This window comes from Streptomyces sp. NPDC021225, from assembly GCF_044332865.1.
Classification (GTDB): Bacteria; Actinomycetota; Actinomycetes; order Streptomycetales; family Streptomycetaceae; genus Streptomyces.
In genome coordinates, this window is sequence record NZ_JBIRPV010000005.1 from 868,619 (window position 1) to 883,318 (window position 14,700).

A 14,700-nucleotide genomic window follows, 5' to 3' on the forward strand; every position below is an offset into this window, starting at 1 on the left:
GCGTGAGCAACGAGCACCCGCACGAACACCAGGTACTCAACCCCGCCACCGAGGAGGTCATCGCCACCGTCCCCGCCGCCGGCCCGGCCGACGTGGACGCCGCCGTCACCCGGGCCGCCCGGGCCCAGCCGGGCTGGGCGGCCCTGGCGCCCGGCGACCGGGCGCGGCTGCTGCGCCGCTTCGCCGCCGCCGTCGACGACCACCTCGAGGAGCTGGCCCAACTGGAGGTCCGCGAGGCCGGACACCCCATCGCGGGCGCCCGCTGGGAGGCGGGCAACGTCCGCGACCTGCTGGAGTACGCGGCCGGGGGAGTGGAGCGGCTCACCGGGAGCCAGATCCCCGTGCCGGGCGGCCTGAACATCACCTTCCAGGAGCCCCTCGGCGTCGTCGCCGTCATCGCGCCATGGAACTTCCCCATGCCGATCGCCGCCTGGGGCACCGCCCCCGCCCTCGCGGCCGGCAACGCCGTCCTCCTCAAGCCCGCCGAGACCACCCCCCTCACCGCGCTCCGGCTGGCCGAACTCGCCACCGAGGCCGGGCTCCCCGACGGGCTCTTCCAGGTGCTGCCCGGCGCCGGGCCGGTCGCGGGCGAGGCGCTGGTCGAGCACCCCCGCGTCGCCAAGGTCGTCTTCACCGGGTCGACGGCCGTCGGCAAGCGGATCATGGCCAAGTGCGCGGCGGGCGTGAAGCGCGTGACCCTCGAACTCGGCGGCAAGAGCCCCAACATCGTGTTCGCCGACGCGGACATCGAGCGGGCCGCGCGCTCGGCCCCCGGCTCGTTCCTGGACAACACCGGCCAGGACTGCTGCGCCCGCAGCCGCATCCTGGTCCAGCGCGGCGTCTACGACCGGTTCATGGAGCTGCTGGAGCCCGCCGTGCGCTCCGTCGTGGTGGGCGACCCGGCCGAGCCCGGCACCGCCATGGGCCCGCTGATCTCCGCCGCCCAGCGCGAGCGCGTGCGGTCCTACGTCACCGAGGGCGCCACCGAGGACGTCACCGGGGACGCGCGCGTCGCGATCCGCGGCGAGGCCCCCGAGGGCAAGGGCTTCTGGTACCCGGCCACCGTCCTGGAGGGCACCGGGCCCGGGCACCGCGCCGCCGTCGAGGAGATCTTCGGGCCGGTCGCCGTGGTGCTGCCCTTCGAGGACGAGGCCGACGCCGTACGGCTGGCCAACGCCACCGACTACGGCCTGTCGGGGTCCGTCTGGACCCGCGACGTGGGCCGCGCCGTGCGCGTCTCGCGGGCCGTGGCCGCCGGCAACCTCTCCGTCAACTCGCACAGCAGCGTGCGCTACTGGACCCCGTTCGGCGGCTACAAGCAGTCCGGCCTCGGACGGGAGCTGGGGCCGGGCGCGCTGGCCGCCTTCACCGAGACCAAGAACGTCTTCATCAGCACCGAGGAGCAGTGACGTGACCGACAACCCGAACACCCCCGAGCCCCCCGAGCCCCCGGTGTGCCGCCGCCTGGTGGGCCGCACGGCCGTCGTCACCGGGGCGGGCAGCGGTATCGGCCTGGCCACCGCGCGCCGCCTGGCCTCCGAGGGCGCGCATGTCGTGTGCGCCGACATCGACGAGAGCGCGGGCAAGGCCGCGGCCGACGAGGTCGGCGGGTTGTACGTCCGGGTGGACGTCACCGACCCGGAGCAGGTCGAGGCGCTGTTCAAGACCGCGTACGACACCTATGGCTCGGTCGACGTCGCCTTCAACAACGCGGGCATCTCGCCGCCCGACGACGACTCGATCCTCACCACCGGCCTGGACGCCTGGAAGCGGGTCCAGGAGGTCAACCTCACCTCCGTCTACCTGTGCTGCAAGGCCGCGCTCCCCTATATGCGCGAGCAGGGCAGGGGCTCGATCATCAACACGGCCTCCTTCGTGGCCGTCATGGGCGCCGCCACCTCGCAGATCAGCTATACGGCCTCCAAGGGCGGGGTGCTGGCGATGTCGCGCGAGCTGGGCGTGCAGTTCGCCCGCGAGGGCATCCGGGTCAACGCGCTGTGCCCCGGGCCGGTCAACACCCCCCTGCTGAAGGAGCTGTTCGCCAAGGACCCGGAGCGCGCCGCCCGCCGGCTGGTGCACATCCCGGTGGGGCGCTTCGCCGAGCCGGAGGAGATCGCGGCCGCGGTGGCCTTCCTGGCCAGCGACGACTCCTCGTTCGTCAACGCCGCGGAGTTCCTCGTCGACGGCGGCATCGCGGGGGCGTATGTCACCCCGGTGTGAGCGGTCGAGGGTTGGGACGGGTGGGGCCTGTGTACTGAGCCGACGTGTGCCCATAAGGTGACGTCGTGAGCATGACGACACCCCCGGGCTGGTACCCGGACCCCGGCTACACAGGCCCCGGCTCCGCCCCCGAACGCTGGTGGGACGGGTTCGCCTGGACCGAGCACACCCGCGAGGCCCCGGGACCGACGAGCCAGACGTTCGGCCCGCCCGTGCCCGTGTACCCGCCCGGGGAGGTCGGGGCGCCGGCGCGGGGCCGCGGCCCGAAGATCGCGGCGGCGGTCGTGGTGGTGGCCGTGGTGGCCGCCGCCATCGCGGGCGGCATCGCGCTGCTGGGCGACGACGGCGGGTCCGACGACGGCGGTGACCGGGCCGGGCCCGGGCCGACCGCCACCGCGCCGGCCCCGGACAGGAGCAGTGGCGGGAGCGATGACGGCGGTGACGGGGGCGTCTCCGGCGGCGACGGCGACAGGGGTCCGGGCGACCCCTCCGAAAGCGCCGTCCCCCAGCCCAGCGACGACCCGAACGTCTCCGAGGACGCCCTGAACGGCATCGGTCTGCCGGTCCTGGACGGCTGGCAGGAGAGCCGCAGCAGCGCGGGCGGCGCCGGTGTCACCACCGAGGCCCGCTACCCCTGCCCCAACGACGCCGCCAGCCAGTGTCTGCGCGGCGGTGTGTTCTCCATGCCGGCCACGGGCTTCAAGGCCAAGTCCGCGGAGGGCATCGCCAAGGAGGACATCGAGCAGGCGGCCGAGAGCTCCTACGGCAAGAACCAGGAGAACGGCAAGGAGTCGTACGGCGGGATCACCTCGCACAAGCAGCTCAAGTCCGAAGCGGTCACGGTCGCCGGGCAGAAGGGCTATCTGGTGCGCTGGAAGGTGATCACGAAGAAGGGCGAGGACGGCTACGTCCAGACCGTCGCCTTCCCGTCGCCCCTCCTGCGCGACACGATGGTCCTGGTGCGCTTCGGATTCGACGTCAGCGACAAGGCGCCGCCGCTGTCCGACATGGACAAGATCGTCAAGGGCATCAAGGCGCTGGGCGACAACGGGGACGGGCAGTCGGTCTGACCCCGCGCCCGGGGCGCCCGCCGTCACAGAGCCGTCATAGACAGGTGTGGCCCTCGCCCCGGTACGTGGGCACCGAGTCCACCACCCGGTCCCCGTCGATCAGGTGCAGCACCGCGAAGCGCTCGCACAGCTCCCCGGCCTTGGCGTGCCGGAACCACACCTTGTCGCCGATCAGCAGGTCGTCGGCGGGCGTCCCCAGCAGCGGTGTCTGCACCTCGCCCGGCCCCTCCATCGGGTCGTAGGCCAGGCCCTCCGGCAGATACGGCACCGGCAGCCGGTCCCGGCCCGCCGCGCCCGAGGCCGGGTAGCCGCCGCCCAGCACCGTGACCACGCCCACGCCCGGGCGGCGCACCACCGGCTGGGCGAAGAGGGCGGCCGGACGGCCGCGGAAGGAGGTGTAGTTGTCGAACAGCCGGGGCTGGTAGAGCCCGGACCCGGCAGCGATCTCCGTCACCGCGCCCTCGGTGGCGGTGTGCTGCACACTGCCCGTGCCGCCCCCGTTCACGAACTCCAGGTCCGCCACCGCCCGGACGGCCCGCACCGCCGCCGCGCGGCGCTCGGCCAGCTCACGCCGCGCGGCGGACTGCATCAGCCGGATCGCGCGGGACCGCAGCGGCTGCCCGGCCACCGCGTCGCCCACGCCCGCCACATGCCCCTCGTAGCCCATCAGCCCGACCACGCGGAAGCCCGGCCGGCGCCCGATCGCCTCCGCCAGCTCCGCCAGCCGGGCCGGGTCGCGCAGCGGCGAGCGCAGCGCCCCGATCCGCACCCGCCCGCCGAACAGCCGCAGCGAGGTGTCCAACTCCAGGCAGACCCGGACCTCTTCGGTCCCGGCGCGCACACTCTCGATCAGATCGAGCTGGCTCATGTCGTCCACCATCACCGTCACGGCGGCCGCGAGCTTCGGATCGCCGGTCAGCGCGGCGAACCCGTCCCGGTCGGCGGACGGATAGGCCAGCAGCACGTCCTCGTACCCCTCGCGCGCCAGCCACAGCGACTCCGCGAGCGTGAAGCTCATGATGCCCGCGAAGCCGTCCTTGGCCAGCGCCCGGTCCAGCAGCGCCCGGCACCGCACCGACTTGCTCGCCACGCGGATCGGCTTGCCCTGCGCCCGCCGCACCAGATCGCGGGCGTTGTCGTCGAAGGCCCGTAGATCGACGATCGCCAGCGGTGCCTCGAGATGGGCGGTGGCCCGGTCGTAACGGGCGCGATCGGCAGGGAGATCAGTGGGGAGACCAGCTGAAAGCACGGACATGGGCGAAGCTTGCCAGACGGCCATTACCACCGGGTAGAGGGCAGCCGGTGCGGATGGCGCCCGGCGCACCGTAGAGTGTCGCGCACACCACGACCGGCAGGTGAGCGGCGTGATGTCCGTATACGGGCCCACCTGCCTGACTTTGGTCGCAAGGCCGTCGGGTGCGTACGGCGGCCGGGTGCGACCAGGTGAACACGTCTTCGAGGGTGCGAGGGGGTGCAGGTGAGCACCGAAGCGGAACAGACGCGCACCCCGCGTGTCCCTCCGCCCCGCCCCGCCCACCCCCCGCACACCGCGCCCCCGCCGCGCCCCACGGCACCGCCGGGCGCCGCCCCCGGATCCGGTCCGCTGGGTGATCCGGACACCCCGATCCTGGGCGTGCCGCTGCGGATCCCCCGAACGAAACCGGGCACGAACCGGACCCCGCACCCGGGCACGAACCGGACCGCGGACGCGCACTGGGCCGCGCCCTCGGGCGCGGGCGACGGCACGGGCATATCCCGGCCGCGTCACACCGGCCTCCCGCCCCGCCCCGCAGCCGCCCCCTCGGCCGGCGCGCCCCCGCTCGCCCCCCAGCCCGCCGGGTTCGGCCCATGGCGCCGCCCCGGCCGCTCCGCGCCCGACAGCCCGTACGACGATGCCGCCCCGGGCGGCACGGCGGGCCGCCGCACCCCCGGCAGGGTCGCGGCCGCCGCCGCGAGCCTGGTCCTCGGCCTCGGGCTGCTCAGCGGCGCGGCGGCCGGTAGCTGGCTCACCGGCGACTCCGGGCCCCGGCCGGTGGCCGGTGACGGCTACCTCCGGGCGCGCGGCGCCTGGCACAGCGTCCCCGTCGACGACCTCTTCCCCCGCACCCTGCGCGGCGAGGGACCCGGTGGCGCCGAACGCACCTGGACCCGGATCGCGGTCGCCCCGGACAGCAGCTGCGGCGGTGCCTTCGACCCGCTGCTCGACAAGGCCCTCTCCCCGGTCGGCTGCGCGCGGCTGCTGCGCGCCACCTACACGGACGCCACCAGCACCGGCGTGACCACCGTCGGCCTGCTGTTCACCAAGGCCGGGCCGGAGGCCATGGGCAAGCTCGGCGAGCGGTTCGCCGACGAGGGGCTGGACGAGCGCACCGACCTGATACCCCGCCCGTACGCGGCCAAGGGCACGGCCGCCGCCGACTTCGGCGACGCCCAGCGCGCCAGTTGGCGGATCCGCGTCCTGACCGACGCCCCGGTCGTCGTCTACACCGTCTCCGGCTTCGCCGACGGCCGGAAGGTTACCGACCCCCAGCCCGCCGGCGAGGCGACCCGAAACGGTGCGACGACGGCCCCGGCCGAGGCGGGCCTCGGCCACGACGCGCGCGGCATCGCCGACGAGATCGAGCGCGCCTTCCACCGCGCAGTGTCCAGGACGGAGGCCCCGTGACGACCCGGTGGCGACGTTGGCGGCGGCTGCGGCGCGCCGTGGGCGCGGGGCTGGCCGCGGCCGGGCTGGCGCTGCTGCCCGCCGCGCCCGTGCGGGCGGACGAGATACAGGCGCAGGAGTGGGCGCTGGACGCCATCCACGCGCGCGACGCCTGGAAGACCACCAAGGGCGCGGGCGTGACGGTCGCCGTGCTCGACACCGGCGTGGACGACAGCCACCCCGACCTCGCGGGCCAGGTCCTCACGGGCAAGGACCTGATCGGCTTCGGCGCCGGGCGCGGCGACAGCGCGTGGGCCGGGCACGGGACCGCGATGGCGGGGATCATCGCGGGCCACGGCCACGGCGCCGCGGGCGGCGACGGGGTGATGGGCGTGGCCCCCGAGGCGAAGATCCTGCCGGTGCGCGTGATCCTCGAAGAGGACGACCCGGCGCGCAAGAAGGCCCGCGCACAGCGCGGCGGTGCGCTGGCGAACGGGATCCGCTGGGCCGCCGACCACGGCGCCGATGTGATCAACCTGTCGCTGGGCGACGACAGCAAGTCCGCGCACCCGGAGCCCGCCGAGGACGCCGCCGTGCAGTACGCGCTGCGCAAGGGCGTGGTCGTGGTGGCCTCGGCGGGCAACGGCGGCGAGGAGGGCGACCGGACCTCGTACCCGGCCGCGTACCCCGGGGTGATCGCCGTGACCGCCGTGGACCGCTTCGGCTCGCGCGCCGGCTTCTCCACCCGCCGCTGGTACGCCGCGGTCTGCGGGCCCGGCGTCGACGTGGTCATCGCCGACCCCGACCGGCGCTACTACGTGGGGTGGGGGACCAGCGCCGCCGCCGCGTTCGTCTCGGGCGCGGCCGCGCTCGTCCGCGCCGCCCACCCCGAGCTGAGCCCCCGGCAGATCAGGCAGCTGCTCATCGAGACCGCCCAGGACCGCCCATCGGGCGGCCGCAGCGACGAGCTCGGCGCGGGCCTGGTGGACCCGGCGGCGGCGATCAAGGCGGGGGCGAAGCTGAAGCCCCAGGCGCAGCGTCCGGCCGTGGGGGCCCATGCGAGCCGCTACTTCGGCTCGGGCCCGGGGCGCGCCCATGAGGACGCCGACGACGGCGGCCCGAACGAGCTGGCGCTCACCGCCGGCGCCGCCGGGGCCGGGCTGCTGGCCGCCGCGGTGGCGCTGTGGCGCGGGGTGGGGCCGCTGCGCCGCCCGGAGTTCGCCCGCCGCTGGTCCCGGAGCGGGCTCTAGGCCCCGACAAGGAGGTTCACGCCGTGGCGGCGGCGTGCACCGCGGCGCGCGCCGCGGTCTCCACGACCGTGACGCCGGTGTCCATGTCCTGGTGTCCGTCGGAGAGCACGGCCACCAGATACGTGCGGCCCCCCGCCGTGACCCGGCCGATGCTGTTGACGTCCCACAGGCCGGTGGCGCTGCGCGGCAGCCAGCCGTTCTTGAGCCGGGTGCCGGTCGTGTCGTCGGCGGCGGCCGAGACGCCCCAGGCCTGGTCCGCCGCTATCTGCCCCATGAGCTGCTGGATGTAGTCGCGGGACCGTTCGCTGAGCGCCGCCTTGTGGCCGAGGCCGGCATCTCCGGTCGCGAAGATCTCCCGCAGCAGCCTCAGCTGATCGGCGGCGGTGGTCCGGGTGAGCCCCCACCGCCCCGCCTGGCCGCCATGGGTCTCCGTCAGGCCCAGCCGCTTGTTGGCGGCGTCCAGGCCCGTCGCGCCGCCGATCTCCTGCCACAGCGCGGTCGCCGCGTCGTTGTCGCTCTGCTGGATCATCACGCCGGCGTACGAGCGCTCCTGGGCCGTGAGCTGCCGCCCGGCGTCCTGGGCCCGCAGCAGCAGCGCGGCGAGGATGTCCACCTTGACGATGCTCGCGGTGTCGTACGCGTCCCCGCCGTACACCGCGCTCGCGGCCGAGCCGGTGTCCAGGACGGCGGCCGAGAACCGGGCGTCGGTGCCGTCCGCCACGGCGTCCAGCGCGTCGGTCAGCGCCGTGGTCAACGCGGTGGCGGACGGCGTCGCCGACGCCGTCGCCCCGCTCTTCTCCCTGCCCACGCGCTCCATGCCGCTCCCTCCAGTGGCCTGGCCACCGCTCGCGGTGGCCGACGGCGAGGCGGCGGCCGAGGAGCGCGCGGCGGCGCTGCGCGGCCGGTCGTGAGCCCGGACCTGGGCGCCGACGGCGACCGCACCGATCAACAGTGCCAGTGCCGCGGCGGTCGCGTACAGAGCGGGGCGGCGGGTGGCCGGGCGGTGTGTGCCACGGTGCGCGCCGCCCTTGCCTATTCCCCCCGGAGTACCGGATTCCATGACGGGCGACGCTAAGCGGAGGAACTGCTTCCTGGTTAAGAGGCAGGTTAAGAACCCGTGAGAAATCGCTCCGGCCGCCCCCGATACCCTCGTCGGGTGGCGCTCAAGAACATTCCCGACCCTGGCTTCTCCGGCGACGACGGCTCCGCCGACCCCCGCCTGACCGCGGCGCTCGCCGCCTGGGCCGACGACCCCTCCACCGAGCCCGAGGTGCTCGGCGCGCTCACCGGGGCGCGGTTGCTGGTGCCGGTGGTCGCGATCCTCGGCGAGGTCGAGGAGGTGGAATACAAGGGGCGCGAAGCGTCCGTTGAGGGTGGTGGCGGGCGACGGGCGGGCGGTCTGCGCCGGGAGAAGACCAGCGACATGGCGGTGCCCACGCTCCAGGCGCCCGACGGCCGGCGCGCCCTGCCCGCCTTCACCTCCCTGGAGACGCTGGCCCGCTGGCGCGCGGACGCCCGGCCGGTGGCCGTACCGCTGCGCCAGGCCCTGGAGGCCGCCGCCCACGAGAAGGCGGACACCGTGGTGCTCGACCTGGCCGGGCCGGTGCCGTACCAGCTGACCGGGCCCGCCCTGCTCGCCCTCGCCGAGGGCCGCACCAGCGCCGATCCGCTCGCCGACCCGGCGGTCGGGGCGGCGCTGCGCACCGTGCTGGCCGCCGAGCCCGGTGTGCTCCGCGCCCATCTGACGTCCGCCGCGGACGCGGACGGGATGCTCGCGCTCGCCCTGGAGCCGGGCGCTCCCGCGCCGGAGACGGTGCGGCGGATCGCGGAGGCCCTGGCCGCCGACGAGACGCTGCGCGCCCGGCTGGTGCGCGGTCTTGACCTGGCGCTGCTGCCGCCCGGGACGCAGGTCCCCGGGGAGCCGCTGTTCAGCCGCTGAACTGCGGGGCCGACAGGCGGAATCTCCTCTTTCGTCCCACAATGCTAGGACGACAACTGGCGATCCGATCGAGGAGAGCGCCGATGGATACGAGCACGGCGGAGACGAGAACGATAGAGACGAGAACGGTCGTATCCGAGTTCGTCGGAACCGCGATGCTGGTCTTCTTCGGGGTCGGTTCCCTCGTTCTCGCGGGCGACTACATCAACGCCGTCGGCATCTCGTTCGCCTTCGGCTTCACCCTGATCGCGATCGCCTACGCGTTCGGCCGGATCTCCGGCTGCCACGTCAACCCGGCGATCACCCTGGGCGTGCTGCTGGCCAAGCGCATCGACGTCCGTACGGCCGTCGAGTACTGGGTGGCGCAGCTGGTCGGCGGGATCGTGGGCGCGGCCGTGCTCTTCCTGCTGGCCAAGCAGGTGCCGAGGCTGGTGACGAGCGACGCGTTCGGCAGCAATGGCTACGGGGGCCGGTCGCCCGTGGGCATCGGCGGCGGCGGGGCCTTTCTCGCCGAGGTCCTGCTCACCTTCCTGCTGGTCTTCGTCTTCCTCACGGTGACCAGCAGGATCGCGCTGGTCGGCGTGGGGCCCCTTGCGGTGGGCGTGGCCCTCACGGCGGTCAACCTGGTCGGCATCCCGCTGACCTGGACCTCCGTGAACCCGGCGCGCAGCCTGGGCCCGGCGCTGTTCGCGGGCGGCGGGGCGCTGTCACAGCTGTGGCTGTTCCTGGTCGCGCCGTTGGTCGGCGGAGTGCTGGCGGCGGGGCTGCACATGGTCACCCACCCCGGGCACCCGGTCGCCGCGGAGGAAGAGGAAGAGGCGGTGGGGCCGCATCCGCACACGCTCTGGGGCAGGCGGCCCGGCGGCAGGGGCCCCGCGGCGGCCGGGCCCGAGGCCGGCGGACCGGAGACCAAGGGGCCGGAGGCCGCCTGAGCGCACCGCCCCGGGGGCCCCGTACGACCGTGCCGCCCCGGCCGCCCGCCGGGCGTCAGCCGCTCGGCACCGGGCCGCTCAGCGCCCGGCCACTCAGTGCCCGGCCACTCAGCGCCCGAAGACCGGCCCGGTGAACTTCTCGCCCGGCCCCTGACCCGGCTCGTCCGGCACCACCGACGCCTCGCGGAAGGCGAGCTGGAGTGACTTCAGCCCGTCGCGCAGCGGCGCGGCGTGGAAGGAGCTGATCTCCGTGGCGCTGGCCGTGACCAGCCCGGCCAGGGCGTTGATCAGCTTCCGCGCCTCGTCCAGGTCCTTGTGCTGGGGGCCCTCCTCGGCCAGCCCCAGATTGACCGCCGCCGCGCTCATCAGGTGCACCGCGACCGTCGTGATCACCTCGACCGCGGGCACATCCGCGATGTCGCGGGTCATCTGTTCGAAGTCGGGGGCGGGTGCGGGCTGCCCGGCGTTGGCGTCGCTCATGGTGCTGGAGGCTCACTTCCTGGTGGATGGTGCGACCCAGCCTAGGCGCGCGCGGTCCGGGCCCCCGCCGCGGGGCGCGGGGCCGCCTGGTGAGCATTCTCGGCCAGTCCTGGTATCGTGGGAAACGACCGGCCGGTCACCCGTGTGCCCGGCCCGCAAGTGGAGGCTCCGAACTCCCACCTGAACCGACCCCCGGGTCGGCAGGTCATCGGTCAGGCTGCGCCCCGCGGTGATATCGCGGCGGTGCTCCCGGTCTATGAGGAGCCCCGCCTGTGTACCGTCCGGGGCGTTTCTCACGTCACGGCGCGGTGGTCCGACCAGAACAGACGTTACGCGGTCGTCCGCCAGGCGGTCGCGTGGTGCAACCGAGGAGGCCCCATCAGCGCCGAGCCCCGCATCAACGACCGGATTCGCGTCCCCGAGGTGCGACTCGTCGGTCCCAGTGGCGAGCAGGTCGGCATCGTGCCGCTTGCCAAAGCCCTGGAGCTTGCGCAGGAGTACGACCTCGACCTCGTCGAGGTGGCGGCGAACGCTCGTCCGCCGGTCTGCAAGCTCATGGACTACGGAAAGTTCAAGTACGAGTCGGCTATGAAGGCCCGTGAGGCGCGCAAGAACCAGGCGCACACGGTCATCAAGGAGATGAAGCTCCGGCCGAAGATCGACCCGCACGACTATGACACCAAGAAGGGTCACGTCGTCCGGTTCCTCAAGCAGGGCGACAAGGTCAAGATCACGATCATGTTCCGTGGCCGTGAGCAGTCCCGGCCGGAACTCGGCTACCGACTGCTTCAGCGGCTGGCGGAGGACGTCCAGGACCTGGGCTTCGTCGAGTCCAACCCGAAGCAGGACGGCCGAAACATGATCATGGTTCTCGGTCCGCACAAGAAGAAGACCGAGGCGATGGCCGAAGCCCGCGAGGCGCAGGCCGCCCGCAAGGCGGAGCGTCAGCAGGGCCACAGCCCCGCGGAGGAGCCCGCCGAGGAGCCCGCCGAGGCGTGATTCGAGGCGCGAGCCTCACCCCGGGGCCGCGCGCCCCGGACACAAACCGAAACATCCCGACGCTTATCGCTGCCCTTGTGCGGCCGGCGTCCCGACGAGGAGAGAACGGCGACATGCCGAAGAACAAGACGCACAGTGGTGCCAGCAAGCGCTTCAAGCTCACCGGCTCCGGCAAGGTGATGCGCCAGCGCGCCGGTCGCCGCCACCTTCTCGAGCACAAGCCGTCCACGTTGACGCGCCGCCTGGCCGGCAAGACCGAGATGGCCCCGGCCGACGCCAAGAAGATCAAGAAGCTTCTCGGCAAGTGACGCCCCGCCCCGCTCGGGCGGGGCGCGCGTCGAGCCGACCGGGACCTATTCGTTTCCGGGCCGTGTGAGTCAGCCGCGGCCCCGTACAAGGAGTTAAACAAGTGGCACGCGTCAAGCGGGCAGTCAACGCCCACAAGAAGCGCCGGGCGATCCTCGAGCAGGCCAGCGGCTACCGGGGCCAGCGCTCCCGCCTGTACCGCAAGGCCAAGGAGCAGGTCACCCACTCCCTGGTCTACAACTACAACGACCGCAAGAAGCGCAAGGGCGACTTCCGCCAGCTGTGGATCCAGCGCATCAACGCCGCTGCCCGCGCCAACGGCATCACGTACAACCGCTTCATCCAGGGTCTGAAGGCCGCCAACATCGAGGTGGACCGCAAGATCCTGGCCGACCTGGCGGTCAACGACGCGAACGCCTTCGCCGCGCTGGTCGAGGCCGCGCAGAAGGCGCTGCCGAGCGACGTCAACGCGCCGAAGGCCGCGTAAGCGCTGCGCTGAGCTGTAACTGCTACGGACCCGCAGGTGAATCGCTCACCTGCGGGTCCGTGCGTGTTGGTGGCTGGGGCGCGTAGCAAGGGTGCGGCCCGGTGGTCGGGTTGTGCCCACCCGTCCCTCCCCCGGCTACCGCTGGGCGGGGGTACCTCCCAGCGGTAGCTGGGGGCGCCCCCGGCGGGACGATTGCCCACAACTTCGAATCGAGAGCACACCCCATGGCGACCCCCGAGCTGACCTCCCTTCGATCGCCGCGCGTGACCGCGGCGAGACGGCTCGCCAAGCGCAGCTTCCGCGGGAAGGAGCGCCGATTCCTCGTGGAGGGTCCGCAGGCCGTCCGTGAGGCGATGGCGCACCTCGTGGAGGTGTACGTGACCCCGGAGGCGGCCGCCCGCCACGCGGACATCGTCGACGCCGCCCGCGCCGCGGGCGCCCCCGTGCTCACCGCGACCGACGAGGTCGTCGCCGAGATGTCGGACACCGTCACCCCGCAGGGCATCGTCGGGCTGTGCCGCTTCCTGGACACGCCGTTCGAGGAGATACTGCGCGCCCGCCCCCGGCTGGTCGCGGTCCTCGCGCACGTCCGCGACCCCGGCAACGCCGGCACCGTGCTGCGCTGCGCGGACGCCGCCGGGGCGGACGCCGTGGTGCTCACCGACGCCTCCGTCGACCTGTACAACCCCAAGTCGGTGCGCGCCTCCGTGGGCTCCCTGTTCCATCTGCCCGTCGCCGTCGGCGTGCCCGTCGAGCGGGCCGTGAGCGGCCTGCGGGAGGCCGGGGCGCGGGTGGTGGCCGCCGACGGGGCGGGGGAGCGGGACCTGGACACCGAGCTCGACGAGGGGGTTCTCGGCGCTCCCACCGCCTGGATCTTCGGCAACGAGGCGTGGGGGCTGCCGGAGGCTACCCGCGCACTCGCCGACGAGGTGGTGCGCGTTCCGATCCACGGCAGAGCCGAGAGCCTCAACCTCGCCACGGCCGCCGCTGTGTGCCTCTATGCCTCCGCTCGTGCGCAGCGCGCTCCCGGAGGGTGCCGCTCCGTCACATCGACCTAGTAGGGTTGCCCCCTCTGGGGGCCCAGGGTCTGTCGTCAAAGGGGGCGTCCGGCCGCGAGCGGAGGGGGTGCGGGGATGGACGTCAGGACCTCCGGCGCCAGGTCGAGTGACGCCTGTGCGCCCGGAGCGCGCCTACCCGGAGGGTATGCGCGGTGGGAGCCGGACGAGGTGACGGCGGGCCTCGGCGTGCACCCGGACGACCTGCCCGACGGCCTGGTCATCGCCGATGAGACCGGCCGGGTCACCTGCTTCAACGCCGCGGCGGCCCGGATCACCGCGACCCGCCAGGCCGACGCCCTCGGGCGCAAGCTGGAGCGCGCGCTCCCGTTAGAGGACCTGGAAGGCCGTCGCTGGTGGGCGCTGACCGACCCGTACGGGGGGCTGGCCACCCGCGTCGGCCAGCCCGAGCGGAATCTGCTGCTGCCCGGCGGCCGTGAGGTGCTGGTCTCCGCCCGGTATGTGCGCGAGCGGCCGACGGGACCGGTGCGCCGCGTCGTGGTCTCGCTGCGCGGCACCGAGGCGCGCCGGCGCACCGAGCGCAGCCACGCCGAGCTGATCGCCACCGTCGCCCATGAGCTGCGCTCCCCGCTGACCTCGGTGAAGGGGTTCACGGCGACGCTGCTGGCGAAATGGGAGCGCTTCACCGACGACCAGAAGCGGCTGATGCTGGAGACCGTCGACGCCGACGCCAACCGCGTCACCCGCCTGATCGCGGAGCTGCTCGACATATCGCGGATCGACTCCGGCCGTCTCGAGCTGCGCCGCCAGCCCGTCGACATCGCGGCCGCGGTCCGGCGCCATGTCCAGGCGCTGACCGCCGCGGGGCACTCCTCCGAGCGCTTTCTGATCAAGGTCAGGGAGCCGCTGCCGGGCCTGTGGGCCGACCCGGACAAGGTCGACCAGGTGCTGGGGAACCTGCTGGAAAACGCGGTGCGCCACGGCGAGGGAACCGTCACCATTGAGGTGGCCCCCGAGCAGGCGAAGCCCGCCGCGGAAGGCCCCGCAGTCGAAAGGACCGCCGTCACCGTGAGCGACGAGGGCCCCGGTATCCCGGAGGAGTCGATGAGCCGCGTCTTCACCCGCTTCTGGCGGGGCAGCAAGCGCGGCGGCACCGGCCTGGGCCTGTACATCGTCAAGGGCATCGTCGAGGCACACGGCGGGACGATCACCGTCGGCCGGGCCCACGGCGGGGGCGCGGAGTTCCGATTTACCCTGCCTGTGGGTACCCCGGCCTACCTGGCCTGAGGAGCCCACGGGCCCACACCTCACCCGGGGCCCGGGGCGTCCCCCGGAACAGCGCGGTCCCACGCCCCTT

15 protein-coding genes are annotated in these 14,700 nt (G+C 73.8%); 12 read left to right on the plus strand and 3 right to left on the minus strand.

What is annotated here, in order from left to right; genetic code table 11:
* The first annotated feature begins 2 nt into the window (after positions 1–2).
* The 3 genes from ACH4S9_RS25875 to ACH4S9_RS25885 all read left to right on the plus strand — a co-directional run bounded on the left by ACH4S9_RS25875 (position 3) and on the right by ACH4S9_RS25885 (position 3,290).
* Positions 3–1,409: an aldehyde dehydrogenase family protein gene (locus ACH4S9_RS25875; RefSeq protein ID WP_398373984.1), complete on the plus strand. Its 1,407-nt coding sequence runs from the start codon at positions 3–5 to the stop codon at positions 1,407–1,409.
* 1 nt (position 1,410) lies between these two features.
* Positions 1,411–2,220 (plus strand): 3-oxoacyl-ACP reductase, encoded by an 810-nt coding sequence (locus ACH4S9_RS25880; RefSeq protein WP_398373985.1) that lies wholly within the window; start codon positions 1,411–1,413, stop codon positions 2,218–2,220.
* Between the two features lie 71 nt (positions 2,221–2,291).
* Positions 2,292–3,290, plus strand: a complete 999-nt coding sequence (locus tag ACH4S9_RS25885; RefSeq protein ID WP_385344761.1) for a DUF2510 domain-containing protein — start codon at positions 2,292–2,294, stop codon at positions 3,288–3,290.
* Positions 3,291–3,324: 34 nt separating this feature from the next.
* Here the strand turns inward: ACH4S9_RS25885 and ACH4S9_RS25890 are convergent, their stop codons facing one another.
* On the minus strand, positions 3,325–4,545 hold the full coding sequence (locus ACH4S9_RS25890) for an amino acid deaminase/aldolase (protein WP_385344764.1): 1,221 nt from the start codon (positions 4,543–4,545) through the stop codon (positions 3,325–3,327).
* A 222-nt stretch (positions 4,546–4,767) separates the two neighbouring features.
* On the opposite strand from ACH4S9_RS25890, the gene ACH4S9_RS25895 reads away from it, so the two are divergent.
* Positions 4,768–5,955: a hypothetical protein gene (locus ACH4S9_RS25895; RefSeq protein ID WP_385344767.1), complete on the plus strand. Its 1,188-nt coding sequence runs from the start codon at positions 4,768–4,770 to the stop codon at positions 5,953–5,955.
* A complete protein-coding gene (gene mycP / locus ACH4S9_RS25900) occupies positions 5,952–7,184 on the plus strand; it encodes a type VII secretion-associated serine protease mycosin (protein ID WP_385344770.1) in 1,233 nt (410 codons plus the stop codon). Before ACH4S9_RS25895 ends, mycP begins: the two co-directional genes overlap by 4 nt.
* A gap of 16 nt (positions 7,185–7,200) precedes the next feature.
* Here mycP and ACH4S9_RS25905 read toward each other — a convergent pair whose 3' ends face one another.
* Entirely contained in the window at positions 7,201–8,244 is a 1,044-nt protein-coding gene (locus ACH4S9_RS25905; RefSeq protein ID WP_398373986.1) for a serine hydrolase, read from the minus strand.
* Between the two features lie 96 nt (positions 8,245–8,340).
* Here ACH4S9_RS25905 and ACH4S9_RS25910 point away from each other — a divergent pair, with 96 nt between their 5' ends.
* Together ACH4S9_RS25910 and ACH4S9_RS25915 are read left to right on the plus strand one after the other, a co-directional pair.
* Positions 8,341–9,123 carry an SseB family protein gene (locus tag ACH4S9_RS25910; RefSeq protein WP_398373987.1) on the plus strand — a complete coding sequence of 261 codons (783 nt, stop codon included), beginning with the start codon at positions 8,341–8,343 and terminating at the stop codon, positions 9,121–9,123.
* A gap of 83 nt (positions 9,124–9,206) precedes the next feature.
* The gene (locus tag ACH4S9_RS25915; protein ID WP_311725682.1) at positions 9,207–10,055 is read left to right on the plus strand and encodes an aquaporin; all 849 of its coding nucleotides are present in this window, start codon (positions 9,207–9,209) and stop codon (positions 10,053–10,055) included.
* Between the two features lie 108 nt (positions 10,056–10,163).
* On the opposite strand, the gene ACH4S9_RS25920 is transcribed toward ACH4S9_RS25915, so the two are convergent.
* Complete coding sequence (locus ACH4S9_RS25920) at positions 10,164–10,535, minus strand: DUF1844 domain-containing protein (RefSeq protein ID WP_311725683.1); 372 nt, start codon at positions 10,533–10,535, stop codon at positions 10,164–10,166.
* A gap of 378 nt (positions 10,536–10,913) precedes the next feature.
* Here ACH4S9_RS25920 and infC point away from each other — a divergent pair, with 378 nt between their 5' ends.
* From infC to ACH4S9_RS25945, 5 genes are all read left to right on the plus strand, one after another.
* Positions 10,914–11,534: a translation initiation factor IF-3 gene (infC, locus tag ACH4S9_RS25925; protein ID WP_311725901.1), complete on the plus strand. Its 621-nt coding sequence runs from the start codon at positions 10,914–10,916 to the stop codon at positions 11,532–11,534.
* A 113-nt stretch (positions 11,535–11,647) separates the two neighbouring features.
* The gene (gene rpmI, locus ACH4S9_RS25930; protein WP_014175142.1) at positions 11,648–11,842 is read left to right on the plus strand and encodes a 50S ribosomal protein L35; all 195 of its coding nucleotides are present in this window, start codon (positions 11,648–11,650) and stop codon (positions 11,840–11,842) included.
* Between the two features lie 101 nt (positions 11,843–11,943).
* A complete protein-coding gene (rplT, locus tag ACH4S9_RS25935) occupies positions 11,944–12,327 on the plus strand; it encodes a 50S ribosomal protein L20 (RefSeq protein ID WP_014175141.1) in 384 nt (127 codons plus the stop codon).
* Between the two features lie 224 nt (positions 12,328–12,551).
* Positions 12,552–13,385, plus strand: coding sequence for a TrmH family RNA methyltransferase (locus tag ACH4S9_RS25940; protein WP_385344781.1), 834 nt, complete (start codon positions 12,552–12,554; stop codon positions 13,383–13,385).
* 75 nt (positions 13,386–13,460) lie between these two features.
* Positions 13,461–14,630, plus strand: coding sequence for an ATP-binding protein (locus ACH4S9_RS25945; protein ID WP_358847392.1), 1,170 nt, complete (start codon positions 13,461–13,463; stop codon positions 14,628–14,630).
* The last annotated feature ends 70 nt before the right edge of the window (positions 14,631–14,700 follow it).